Raw genomic sequence first — 13,041 nt, forward strand, 5'->3', positions numbered from 1 at the left:
GCTGAGGCGGGGGCGTTTCTGGTGCAGCGTACAGCGCACGCGTGACCGGAAGCGCGGGAATCAACACTAGAAATAAGAGGCCGCGGGCGGCCGCAATGGGGAAGACGGAGATTGCCACGTTCTGCCTGGGATGCCGTGCAAATTCTGTGATGTAAGACGAATCTGACGCAAAAACATCGCCGGCTGGATTCCGCGGAATTCAGTTCCGGCGCGAGAGGAATCGTACCTCGAATGACATGGTAGCAGGTGGGGAGGGCGAAACGATCGCTTGCCGAAACGGGCCAGGGGAGTGCGTGACAGCTGTGTTTCAGGGTAAGTTCACGGATCGTCGAATGTTTGTCGCATAACTCCATGAGCCGCCGAGCTTTCCATGCGCCTTGAATGACATGACGCTTTAGTACCCGGAGAGGTATCTACCACTGGATCATCGAGGTCCCCTAAGAGTGCAACAGGCATAGGTCCAAGGATGTATTGGTTTTCCGGGAATCGGACCTAACCTTTGGATAGAGCAAGTGTTTGTCTTAGGCCTTTGAGTGCGTCTTACGACGCTACCTGACGGTTGTGAAGTGTTTGCTTCATGATGTCCTTTCGAAAAAAGCCCGCTAATCGGCGGGCTTTCCCTTTTCTCACCTAGCCGCTCCTGGGGGCATGTTCGGCAGGGCCGCACAATCACGATGCACAGCGCTTCTGTAACGTGCAACGTAAACCCTTTTGCAAAGAATTGTGAGAACTTTTGTTGAGCAGCACCGTCTTGTTAACCAGCCAATATGAGTTTGGCGCAAACATTGACTCACACTCCATCGAACCCGGTTATCAAGGTAGAGCATCGCGGTGGCGGATCGACGGTACCCCAGCGTCCGATACGCTCGTTTACAACGTTGAGTGACCGTTTTTACCAATTCCTCGCGTACCTGATCTCGTTTGTGCTCCGGTGATGTCCTCAAAACAGCCGCTCTCATGACATTACCGGCATTCGAATGAGGTTACGCGCTGATGCTAACCTGTTCACAGGCCTCTCTTCAGAGATGTGGCCCCGTAGCTCAGATGGATAGAGCATCGGTTTCCTAAACCGCAGGTCGGCTGTTCGAATCAGCCCGGGGTCACCAGCTTTCCCTTCGCTGAAACTCACCTCATAGCCGCTGCTCCGCCAGTCAGGGGCGAGAGAGTCTATAACTGCAAACACATTCCCCTTGTGTTTCTAGGGAAGTCGCGGTAATCTCCCTATGAAACCACAGGGGAGTTGATGGAGAAGGCCCGGCTCGATCTGTTTCGCGGAACGTTGGACGTATTGATCCTCAAGTCGCTCATCTGGGGACCGCTGCATGGCTATGCAATTACTGACTTCATTCGCCGGCTTAGCGACGAGGTTTTGCTGGTGGAAGAGGGGACGCTCTATCCGGCGCTTTGGCGGCTGGAGAGCAGGGAACTGATCGAAGCCGAGTGGGGGCTTTCGGAGAACAATCGTAAAGCCAAGTACTACCGGCTCACCACCGCGGGTCGGCGACAGCTGCAGCATGAGGCCCGGAATTGGGATGCATATGCGGCGGCCGTGGGCAAGGTGCTGGGTGCAACGCGCCTGGACTCACCGGGAGATCCTGCATGAGGAAGATTCCCCTTTGGCGACGCTACTCCCGCCTTCTCGGGCCCGATCCCGCAGCCGATGTCACCGATGAGTTGCGTTTCCATCTGGAGGCCAAGACTGAGGATCTGGTTAACCGGGGATGGTCGCGGGACGAAGCGCGGCGAGAGGCAGAGCGGCAGTTTGGAGATGTCCGCGCGGTGCAGCAGGTCGGAGAAAGGCTGGGAGAGAAGATGGAACGCCGGAAGCGCTTCAGCGACTACCGCAATGAGTTTGGTCGCGACATCCGCCACACCCTGCGCAGCTTCCGCAAAAACTCGGGGTTCGCCGCGATCGCGATTCTTGTGCTGGCCCTGGGTATCGGGGTGAATGCAGCCGTCTTCAGTGTTGTGAATACGCTGCTGCTGCGTCCGTTGCCCTTTCCCGACTCGCAGAGACTCGTCTGGTTCACGGGAGGTAAATCGCTTGCGACCAAGATCCGTGCGTCCGCAGGACTCTCGGCACAGACCTATACCGTTGACGCTTACGAGGAATTCAAGCGCAACACGCAGTCATTTCACGCTGTGACCAGCTATCAGACTTTCTATAGTTCGATTCAATACAAGCTGACGGGAAGGGGAGAGCCTCAGCAACTGGTGGCCGTCGAGATTGCGGAAAACTTTCTCTCCACGCTCGGTGTTCGACCCGCATTGGGACGTGACTTCACCAGGGAAGAGTGCCAGAAAGGTGGACGAGCCGCGGTTATGCTCAGCTACTACTTCTGGAAGAATCAGTTTGCCGCCGACCCCGCCATTGTGGGCAAAGATGTCATCGTGAACGGAAAGTCGGTGACCGTGGTTGGTGTTCTTCCGGCTAGCTTTGACTTCGGAGCGGTCTTTGCTCCGGGGATGAAGGTGGATGTTTTTGTCCCGGCCGTTATGGATTTCTGGCGTACGTGGGGAAACACCCTCGCCGTTGTAGGCCGACTGAAACCCGGAGTAAGTGTGGCGCAGGCGCAGGACGAAGCTGATCGCCTCTTTCCGCACCTCAAAGTTGTCCATCCGGACTGGTATGAAGATTACGCATCCGACTTGACGACATTGAAAGATCACGTGAGCGGACAACTTCGCCGTTCGCTCGTGGTTTTATGGTCTGCGGTGGGGATGATCCTTCTCATCGTCTGTGTAAATCTGTCGAACCTGCAATTGAGCCGCGCTGCGACGCGCAGTAAAGAACTCGCCATGCGCCGCGCCCTGGGTGCAAGTCGCAGCCGCGTCATTCGCCAGTTGCTTACCGAGAGCATGGTGCTCTCCATCGCCGGGGCCGCGCTGGGACTTTGCCTCGCGGCTGCGATTGTGTTTTATCTCGCGCATCAGGCGTCGATTACGTTGCCGCTGCTGACCACGATTCGTCTGGACAGCGCGGCACTGGGCTGGACGCTGCTGATTGCGCTGACTGCGGGCATTCTTTTCGGACTGGCGCCTGCGTTCAAACTTTCGGGCGCCGATCTGCAGACTGCGCTTAAAGACAATGGAAACGGCATGGCAGCGGGCCGGAGTCACGAACGTTTCCGCGCCACGCTGGTCGTCTCGGAGATTGCACTGGCATGCATTCTGCTGGTGGGGGCGGGACTTCTGCTGCGGAGTTTTCTGCGCGTCCTCGATGTCGATCTTGGGTTTGAACCGAGCCACGCCGCCTCAATGCAAGTGGATTACGACGATGGCGGCAAACTGGAGAACCGGGGACCCATTCTGCAGGAGATGCTGCGACGTGTGTCAGCATTGCCGGGCGTCGATTCCGCGGGTATTTCGGACATGCTTCCATTGGATCGGAATCGGACCTGGGGGATCGCGGCTCTGGGTACTTCTTCAAAGGACCGGGATACCCAGGCTTTTGTTTATGTTGTCACCCCGGGCTACATTCCGACGCTGGGCATGCGTATCCGCGCCGGCCGCGACTTCAACTGGACAGATACCCCGGCGAGCCAGCATGTGGTCATCATCAATGAGGCGGCAGCGCGCCGCGAATGGCCAGGGCAAAACCCGATCGGGAAAATGGCAGAAGGGATCGAGAAGAATCCAGTGCGCGTGATCGGCGTGATCTCAGACGTACGCGAGAGCAGTCTTGAAGCGGTCTCAAGCCCTGAAATTTACGTTCCCATGACCCAAAATGCGGATGCGGAGGGCGCTACGCTCGTTGTCCGCAGTCGAGTCTCGCCGGAGTCCCTGGCTTCGAGCGTCCTTACGACTCTTCGTTCGCTTAATCCGGGCCAGCCGGCGGCGGAGTTCAGACCACTGCAGATGCTGGTGGACCATGCAGTGTCGCCGCGCAGGTTCTTTGTTCTTCTTGTCACTATCTTTGCGGGGCTTGGAGTGCTTTTGGCAGCGCTGGGAATCTACGGTGTCATCTCTTATTCCGTTACCCAGAAGACACAGGAGATCGGGGTGCGCATGGCCCTTGGCGCGACTGCCGGCCGGGTGCTTCGAGATGTGATGACCGGTACTTTGCGCCTGACTCTGGCCGGCATCGCTCTGGGCACGGTGGCATCGCTGGTTGTCGCTCGTCCGATTGCGTCCCTTCTGTTTTCAACGTCGCCCTGGGATGTGCGAACGTTTCTGGCTATGGTGGCCGCGCTGCTTACAGTCGCACTCATAGCCGGATATGTTCCTGCACGCCGGGCTTCTCGCGTCAGTCCGATGAGCGCTCTTCGCAACGATTAGGGCACCCATTCAACCGCCGGAATTTGAACAGGCGGTTTTGACTTCATGCGGGTCGGCCTTTATAAATGTTCATGTCATTGAAACTCATTTCATGACTACCTCTCCGCTCAATTTCGAGCGAGCGAGGCTATAACCGCAATCGTCAGGATGCTCGGGAAGGCGGTGAAAGTCCGCCACTGCCCCGCAACTGTGAGCGCCCCCTGTTCGGCTTTCGTCGAACGAGGAAACCAGCCAGAGTCCTCTTGCCGCGTTTGGCGAGGGCCCTGAAAAAACCACTGGAGCAGCCCTGCGCCACGGCGCAGCATGGCTCCGGGAAGGTGGCTGTATGCCACCCCAATGACGAAGATCCGTCGTTGGGGGATCCGGCGAGGCGCAAGTCAGGAGACCGGTCCTGTGCGCTCAACCAGCTTGCGTTCCGAGGGGAACGGAGGAGCCATCATGTCATTTCGTACGGTTCATCGCTTATTTTCCGGTCGTCTTCTTGCTCGCGGTGCGTGGGTCACCGCCCTGTTTTGCGTCTTTGCGATTGCGGGGCACGCTGCGTCGATTCGCGGGGTGGTCGCAGATGCGTCTGGCGCGCGGATCAGCGGCGCAACGGTGGATCTGGTCTCCAATGGATCGGTTGTGGGGTCGGCAGTCTCCGGGGCGGATGGAAGTTTTCAGATTATGACCGGTCAGCGCGGCCGGTTCTTCCTTGTGGTTTCGGCCACCAAGTTTCGCCAACTGGAGACGCCGGGTTTCTATGCGGGACAGCTCGACAGCATTGAGCGGAATATCGTGCTGGAGCCCGAGTGGGTGCACGAGTCGATCGTAGTCACGGCGACTGGAACGCCGACGCCACAACCGCAGACCGGCGCGGCGACCAGCGTGATTGGCCCGACGGAACTGGAGCTAGCCCAGGACATGGTGAGCTTGCTAAGGCTGATGCCCGGAACGTTTGTGACGCAGTCAGGCCAGCGGGGTGCACAGAGTTCTTTATTTGTGCGCGGGGGCGATTCTGACGGGAACCTGGTGCAGATGAATGGCGTGAATGCCACTGACATGGGTGGGCGATTCGACTTCGGGCCGCTTTCGACCACGGGAATGGAACGGAGCGAGATCTATCGCGGGCCGAACTCGAACCTCTACGGAGCAGGCGCCGAGAGCAGCGTGGTCAGCGCGACAACCGCTCATGGAACCACGAGCTTTCCCTCGCTGATTTTTCACGGAGACTGGGGAAATTTCGAGAGCTCACGGGAAGAACTGGAGGCGGCCGGCACGTTCGGGAAGCTTGATTACCTGGGCGCCTACAGCTGGCAGCAGACTGCGAACGACCTGCCGAACGACGAATACCACGTGGGAACTGCGGTGGCGAATGTGGGTTTCGCGCCGACCGGGTCGACACAGATTCGCGGCACGCTGTACTACGGGGTCGATGGGACGGGCGTGCCGGGAACGTGGGAGTTTTATCACCTGGCGAACAGCGCGACGGAGAAAGACCAGGACCTTTACATCGGCGCGTCAATCGACAACCAGACCACCGCAGATTTTCACAACATGGTGCGGTACGGCGCGACGCGCAAGCGGGAGCAGTACAACCTGTGGGAACAGACAGGCTCGGGAATCTTCGACGCCTATGGCAACAGCTTTGGAGACCTGGTGACGATTACCGGAGCGAATGGCTACTCGGTAACCGGTCGAGCGCTGATGGATTTTGCGGGAACGTATCCGCAGGGGTACCAGCTCTTCTCAAACCGCGATGCGTTGGTGTACCAGGGCGATTACGCGTTTACGCCCCACCTGACGGCGCAAATAGGGTTTGGATATGAAAACGAGCGCTACACCGGCGAGATCAATCGCACGAATTATGACTACCGCGCAGCGGTGCACGGCGATTTCAAGAACCGTCTCTTCTATACCCTTGGCGGGGACTTGGAGCACTACTCGCTTTTCGGCGTTCAGACGACGCCGCGCGCTGCCTTCTCGTTATACGTGTTTCGGCCGCGCAACGGAGTGCTGAGCGGGACGCGTGTGATGTTCAACTTCGGCGATGCGGTGCGCGAGCCTTCGGGGCCAGACCAGCTTTACTCGCTCTATAGCTTTCTTGAGCAGAACCCTCCGGATGGCCCGGCGACGATTCAGCAGATGCATATTTCGCCGATCAGCGCGCCGACCGCGCGGACGTATGAAGGCGGGCTGGAGCAGGCGTTCTTCAGCGAGCGCCTGATGTTCAGGACGAGCTTCTTCCACAATGAGTTCGGAAAGCAAATCGAGTACGTGGGGCTGAATTTGATACCGGAGCTGTTGCCGAACTTGACGCCGGAGCAGCAGCAGCAGCTTGCCCAGCAACTGCAGGCGGACGGAGCGTATGAGCTGACGCTGAACACCCAGGCCTACCGCGCGATGGGAGTCGAAGCCACGGTGGAGAGCGGGATCGGCCGGTACATCTTTCTGCGCGGCGGGTACACCTATCTGGATTCTGTGATTCAGCGGTCGTATACCAATGACGACGTGGAACTGCTGGGGCCGGTTCCGACCTATGACGGCATTCCGGTTGGGCCTGATTCGCCGCTGGTGGGAGCTCGGCCGTTCCGGCGGCCTCCGCACACTGGATTTTTCACGGCCAGCTATTCGCAGGGCAGGGCGACGCTGCTTTTGAATTCGGCTTTCGTGAGCCGGTCAGACGATTCGGACTTTCTGGGTGGTTTCGACATCAATGGAGGCAACAGCCTTCTGCTGCCGAATCGCAACCTCGACCACGGGTACGCGAAGGTCGACCTGGGCGGCAGTTTTCGCCTTCGGGACTGGCTCGGCGTGTACGGGCAGGTCGAGAATCTGACCAACAACCAGCACATTGCTCCGATAGGCTACGTGAGCCTGCCGACAAGCGTGCGTCTGGGGTTGAAGCTGCAGTGGGGCAGGGAGAAGGCGAACGTTGTGCCTTCGGCGCAAAAATAAGGTGGCGCGCTCCGGCTCGTTTCCATGCGGTGCACAATGGTCGGTGCATTCATCAGAGGCTAAAAGCCATCCTCTCAGGCGATTTGGGGCACGGGACCCCTTTTGCGCCGACCTGCGCTCTTTCAGATCTGAAGGCAGAATTGCATCAGGTTCTTGACGCCCTTTTCCACAGGAGAGGTCTTGAATACTCGGTTGTCATGAGAATTTCTCTTGGGAAAACCGGGGCACCTGTCACAAACTATTCCTAATCTGATCTTCCTCTCACTCATAATTCCAACTCGCCAGGCAATTCCGAGAACGGGCCCGTAGCGGAATCCGTAGTGCCGCTATCCCCAAAACTGAAGAAGCGAAAACAACTTTCGCCGTGAGGAGCATATGAATCGACCTTTCTGGAGGAGTGCCGCTCAGTATGGTTTGTTGTGTTTGACTGTCCTTATTTGTTCACCGCATGGACTGGGCCAGCAGACCTTGGGATCACTGAATGGAACAGTCGTTGATTCGTCGGGAGCCGCAGTGCCGGGCGCAACCGTCGCCGTCACAAATTCGGCGATCAATTACTCAACCATCACCACCACTTCAAGCACCGGGTTTTACCAGGTGTTCAACCTGCCCATCGGCACCTATTCGGTAAAAGTCAGCCACGCAGGGTTCGAGACAACGCAGTACAAGGGAATTGCAGTTCAGGAAGCCCGCGCGACCACCCTCAATTCGACATTGAAGGTCGGGCAGGTCTCCGAGTCGATTGAGGTCACCGCAACTCCACTGCTGAATGCAACGGATGCGACCAACGGCTACACGCTCGATAGCGCGCAGATCGACATGACGCCGCTGGCGACGGGCAGCTTTACACAAGTCGCGGTGCTGTCTCCGGGCGTGAATGCTGAACTGCTATCGAATTTGGATTCCAACTCGGGATTGGGTAATCAACCCATCTGGGCGAATGGCCAGCGCGATACGTCCAACACCTTCCAGGTGAATGGAGTCGACTCGACCAACCTGTTCAATGGCAAGAGTTCCTCAGGCGCAAACTCGCAGCGTTACAACTTCAATATCGGCAGTGCTCCCACTGTCGGCGGATCGTTCTCTGTCGGTACATCGGTGTATGGCTCAAACGGCAACAGCCTGCCCTCTCCTCCGCCAGAGTTCACGCAGGAGCTGCGTGTGAATGTCTCCATGTACGATGCGCAGCAGGGCGCCACCAGCGGCGCGCAGATCGACGTCAGCACCAGCACCGGCACCAATGACTGGCACGGCCAGCTCTACGGCTCCTATGCCAACAATATGATGAACGCCTCGCCCTTCTTCTTTAATCAGGCGTATCAACTGACCCAGCAGGGAATCGGGGTCTTCCCGCGATCGATGGTCAACCCCTGGCTTCGCCGCTGGAGCACGGGTATCACGGCAGGCGGTCCAATAATCAAGAACAAGCTCTTCTTTTTCGCGGCTTACCAGCTCCGCGTAAATGAAGATAATGCTACGGGATTGTCGACAATGACGGTTCCCAGCGGCCTGACCGATGACCGCAGCTCCGCTGGGCTTGAAGCTGCCGATCTTTCATGGGGAGGGAAGGGGAACGTCCCCATCGATCCGATTGCATCCACACTGTTGAACGCCAAACTGCCGAATGGCGACTACATGATTCCCTCGGCCCAGTCCAGCGCACCCTACGAATATGGCGTGCCGAATGTGTTCCTGATTGGAACCGCACGGTTGAATTCTGATCAGGCCAATGTTGCGCTCGACTACGATGCCACCCAGAAAGATCGCATTTCGGCGAAGTACTTCTATCAGAACGCGCCGGTTACTCGTCCCTTCGGTTTCTCGCAAGCGCCCGGCTTCCCGGTTACGCAGCACAACGGTTCGCAGGTTTTTTCGCTTGATAACACAATCTCTATCAGCCCGCGGTTGAACTGGGAACAGCGCCTTGGATTTGTCCGCATGGGTTCGTTCAGCAACTATCAGCAGACGGTTCCGGGGGGCAACATGGGCGTCTCAGGCGAGCAGACAACTGGCCTGACCCCAAATGTTTTGCCCGGTTTGCAGATCAACAACTTCGGCTACTTTGACCAGTCTTCGCCGAATCTCTACGTGGGCCCGGCCGGCGTACCCGGCGCTTTTGTAAACATGGGCTACTATCAGAACCGTGTGAACCCCTCAACGAACCTCATCTTTACGACGGGCAAGCACACCATTGTCGCAGGTGGCGGATATAGTTACACGCAGCTGAATATCACCAATAACCGCACAGGTCATGCCCAGCTCACGGTAAGTGGTTTTGACAATTTCCTTCAGGGGACCGTAAAAAGCGCGAGTGTTCTCCAAAGTATCGATACAACCACGAACCGCAACAATGCCAATCGGTACTACCGCACCAATGAATTCAACGGCTATGTGCAGGACAAGTGGCAGCTTCTGAGCAACCTCAGCATCACGGCCGGGGTTCGCTATGACTACCACGGCGGCATGACGGAAAAGTACGGCGACATGTTCAACTTCGATCCCGCGTTATACGACGTGACCGGTACCTCGACAACGGGATTCAACGTAGTTAATTCCGGATTCGTCATCGCCGGCAACAACAAGCAGAACCCGAGTAAGGGCGTTTCGGCGTCAACCCTGGAAGGGCGCCAGTGGGGCTTCTCGCCTCGCGTCGGCTTTGCCTGGTCTCCCAAGGCCATGAACAACAAACTGGTAATCAGTGGCGGCGGCGGTTTGTACTACGACCGCGGCGAACTGTTCACCTATCTCTCCCAACCGGCAGGCAGTTCCATCGGTGGCCCCTTTGGTGTAACTGAATCCTCCCCCTTGGTCAGTCTCGCACAATCGAATTCGTCTAGCGGAAGTCTGACTCTGGGAAATCCTTTGGGAGACCTGGCTTTCAGTACTCCAGCACAGGGTGGCTTCTACACGCCGCCAAGTTCAGACCCAGGTGTGGTTGGCCAGGCTCTGCAGGCCCAGCTGAACCAGATGACCGGATCGCCCAGCGGGTATTTCGCTCAATTTGGTAAAAACTGCAGCGGCTGGCAAAGTCAGGAAGGATACTTCCTCTGCACCACGCCACTGAACTTTGGCATTTACGACAAGAATAACGTTCTGCCTTACACAATCAACTACACCCTGAATGTGCAATGGCAGCCGACGAATACGGTGGCAGTCTCGATTGGATACACGGGCAACCGTGGTCGCCATGCTGTGATTCCGATTCCGATCAATGAGCCCGGCATCGCAACTCCGACGAATCCGATCTGGGGCGAGACGGCGTCGTATGGCATGGACGTCTTGAACCAGAACTCGGAGGACTGCGGATACGATTACTGCCCGATTGCGGTTGAACCATGGAACACGTTCGACGCGGGCAACACGGACTTCAGGGCACCGTATGTCGGGTTTAGTCCCAATGCCGCGGACTTCAAGACAGTTGGTAACTCGGCCTACGATGCACTGGAAGCGCACGTAGAGAAGCGGCTGTCGCATCATTTCCAGATCGGCGGCAGCTACACATACGGCCATGCCCTCGATGAACAGAGCGACATTGGCCTGTTTTTCACCGGCAACAACCCCAAGAATCTGCGCGACTCCTGGGCCTCTTCCGACTTTGACCGTACGCAGGTGTTTGTCGCCAACTTCCAGGTCGATATACCGAATATGGTGAAGACCAGCAACTTTGCTTCCTACATTTTCAACGACTGGCACTTTACCGGAATTGGGACCTTGCAAAGCGGTGAGCCGTATTCACTCTATGAGTTTTATGGCGCGGTGGGCAGCATCAACTTCGGAAACTTCCCGACCCTGATGAACCCGGTTCTGGGCATCAAGGATCCGAAGCATCCGAAAACCGCGATGACGGGCAACAAAGGCTCTTTCCGCACCGGGGGAGCAGAGGCCAACTACATTCCAGCACTTGACCCTTCGCAGATTGCCATCACCTACCTGGCGCCCGGCACGAACGGTATCCCGGTTTCAACGGGTGACGATCCGTCGGATGTCTACCAAACGGCATTCAATACGGGACAGCGCAATATCTTCCGCCAGGGAGGTCAGAAGCGCCTCGATCTGTCGTACCGCAAGGGGTTCAAGATCACGGAAAAAATCAGAGCGCAGTATGAACTCAACGTCTTTAACCTGACCAACACAACCAGTCTTGACGTCCCGCAGAACCAGGCGCAAATTCGCCAGAACAACGGATGCTCGGCGACTGCGATCAGCGCTTATGGGGGTGAGAACAATTGCAACCAATACCGTAGTTATCTGGGTTACGGTCAGGTTGTGACCTCGAATAGTCCGGCGGACCAACAGTCGGCATTGGCCAACCTGGATCAGGTGCCCTTCTCAACTGGTTCAGGTAAAACCACGCAGCTTCCACTGACGCTATCGCTCCAGCAACAACAGGGTACTTGCACTCTTGAAGCCCTGACAATTGCGGGTACGAACCCACCCACCTGCCCCAACAACGCTGCCAACTGGGGTTCGGTGACGGGAACGATCGGCGGTTCCCGCGCATTCACCATGGGCTTCCATGTCATCTTCTAGCGGATGCCCGGCAGGAACGCTAATCGGGAGCCTTCGGGCTCCCGATTTTCTGTCTGGCGTACCAACCAGAAGACGAGAGTGCATCGGGCGCGCCATCGCGGCCGGTTTCACTGTCGGCCGAACGGCGGGATTAAGGATTGAGCTTCAGACCTAAAGCGAACAGTCCAAAAGTAAGGGTACTTGCACCTTTTTTGTTGTTCTTTGTGCGGACTCGGGGTTAAAGTTGGTTTTTCCACAGGTCAAATAAATTCTGGGGTGTCCAATGGTTTGTCCCAAGTGCAAGTCAGGAGCCTTGTCCACGGTTCCTGCTGAGATTCGGCTCTATCGCAACGCTCCCCGCACGATGAGCCACCCGCCCATGTCCCCACAGCCCGATGTCCACATCTGTCTGGATTGCGGCTTTTCTGAGTTCCTGGTCCCTGAGAAATGGCTTTTGGCAGGATGGCTTCAGCCGGCGAGGACCAAGGCGGCTCCGGTAAGTGTTCCGACGCCGATCAACGAAGTCCGTCGCCAGATCGCCTGAGAATTGGGCTCGCGAAATGGCGACCCTGGTCGCCAGGATCGCCTATTGCAGTCGAGGATCGTGAAACCAAAAGGCCCCCAGCCGAAGCTGGAGGCCTTTTGATTTGTCGTGAAAACGATCGGGAAGGGCTCGACCGATCCAATTCGCTATAAAGGGACCTTCTCAAGAGGAGCAATGAAACCTATGCCGGGCACGTCGAGCTTGTGAAGGTGTTTGTCATTCGTGATAAATAAATCAACGCCAAAATGAGCTGCACATGCCAACTGGATGGCGTCAGCGTTGCGAAGCGTGTGCGTCGCGCGAAGCGAAGCGTAACGCCATGCAACGGAGGTGTCGAAGTTGATGATCTGAGCAGAAGAACGGATTGCGCGGTCATACTGTTCGATCAAGGATGTCTGACCGAGTTTCGTCGGCTTGACAAGAACTTCTCCAAGGGTCATCGACGAAGTCACGATGCGATCACCTCTCTCCAGCATTCGTTTGCGTATTTCAAGCATGCGCGTACGGTTCGGTTCAACGCCCTCGAACATGTAGATGAACAGGTTTGTGTCAAAGAAGACTTTGCTCAAATGTCCTCCCTCCGCAGGTTCTCAACGTAGTCGTCAGCGTGCTCATCAGACCAAATGTCCTTTCCAGAGCCAATGAGACGGATGAGAGGATCATCTTCCCAATTGCTGCTGGGTGCAGAACCGTTTTCACTCCACTGTCTATACCAGTCGATGAGATATCCGTACTTAGCAGGAATCTGTTCAGTTGCAGGTGCCGCTTTGGAG

At 57.0% G+C, this 13,041-nt stretch carries 7 protein-coding genes, 1 tRNA gene and 1 riboswitch; of the genes, 6 read left to right on the forward strand and 2 right to left on the reverse strand.

Annotated elements, in window-relative coordinates; genetic code table 11:
- Positions 1-1,029 precede the first annotated feature (1,029 nt).
- The 6 genes from WA354_RS08895 (at position 1,030) to WA354_RS08920 (ending at position 12,268) form a co-directional block, all read left to right on the forward strand.
- A tRNA-Arg gene (locus WA354_RS08895) sits at positions 1,030-1,106 on the forward strand.
- A 137-nt stretch (positions 1,107-1,243) separates the two neighbouring features.
- Complete coding sequence (locus WA354_RS08900) at positions 1,244-1,603, forward strand: PadR family transcriptional regulator (RefSeq protein WP_472812652.1); 360 nt, start codon at positions 1,244-1,246, stop codon at positions 1,601-1,603.
- The gene (locus WA354_RS08905; RefSeq protein WP_472812653.1) at positions 1,600-4,278 is read left to right on the forward strand and encodes an ADOP family duplicated permease; all 2,679 of its coding nucleotides are present in this window, start codon (positions 1,600-1,602) and stop codon (positions 4,276-4,278) included. Before WA354_RS08900 ends, WA354_RS08905 begins: the two co-directional genes overlap by 4 nt.
- A gap of 107 nt (positions 4,279-4,385) precedes the next feature.
- A riboswitch (cobalamin riboswitch) is annotated at positions 4,386-4,686 on the forward strand.
- Between the two features lie 30 nt (positions 4,687-4,716).
- On the forward strand, positions 4,717-7,215 hold the full coding sequence (locus tag WA354_RS08910) for a TonB-dependent receptor (RefSeq protein ID WP_472812654.1): 2,499 nt from the start codon (positions 4,717-4,719) through the stop codon (positions 7,213-7,215).
- 375 nt (positions 7,216-7,590) lie between these two features.
- Positions 7,591-11,745 (forward strand): carboxypeptidase-like regulatory domain-containing protein, encoded by a 4,155-nt coding sequence (locus WA354_RS08915; RefSeq protein ID WP_472812655.1) that lies wholly within the window; start codon positions 7,591-7,593, stop codon positions 11,743-11,745.
- A gap of 292 nt (positions 11,746-12,037) precedes the next feature.
- On the forward strand, positions 12,038-12,268 hold the full coding sequence (locus WA354_RS08920; protein ID WP_472812656.1) for a hypothetical protein: 231 nt from the start codon (positions 12,038-12,040) through the stop codon (positions 12,266-12,268).
- Between the two features lie 146 nt (positions 12,269-12,414).
- Here WA354_RS08920 and WA354_RS08925 read toward each other — a convergent pair whose 3' ends face one another.
- Positions 12,415-12,837: a type II toxin-antitoxin system VapC family toxin gene (locus tag WA354_RS08925; protein WP_472812657.1), complete on the reverse strand. Its 423-nt coding sequence runs from the start codon at positions 12,835-12,837 to the stop codon at positions 12,415-12,417.
- A partial coding sequence (locus WA354_RS08930; protein WP_472812658.1) for a hypothetical protein occupies positions 12,834-13,041 on the reverse strand: 208 nt, incomplete at its 5' end. The genes WA354_RS08930 and WA354_RS08925, both read right to left, overlap by 4 nt.

Source organism: Occallatibacter sp. (assembly GCF_049802275.1).
Lineage (GTDB): Bacteria > Acidobacteriota > Terriglobia > Terriglobales > Acidobacteriaceae > Telmatobacter.

What these genes read in the sequence shown, in the direction of transcription:
- WA354_RS08910 (WP_472812654.1), top strand. Translation starts at nt 4,717, where the DNA reads ATGTCATTTCGTACGGTTCATCGCTTATTTTCCGGTCGTCTTCTTGCT.
- WA354_RS08915 (WP_472812655.1), top strand. Translation starts at nt 7,591, where the DNA reads ATGAATCGACCTTTCTGGAGGAGTGCCGCTCAGTATGGTTTGTTGTGT.
- WA354_RS08900 (WP_472812652.1), top strand. Translation starts at nt 1,244, where the DNA reads ATGGAGAAGGCCCGGCTCGATCTGTTTCGCGGAACGTTGGACGTATTG.
- WA354_RS08905 (WP_472812653.1), top strand. Translation starts at nt 1,600, where the DNA reads ATGAGGAAGATTCCCCTTTGGCGACGCTACTCCCGCCTTCTCGGGCCC.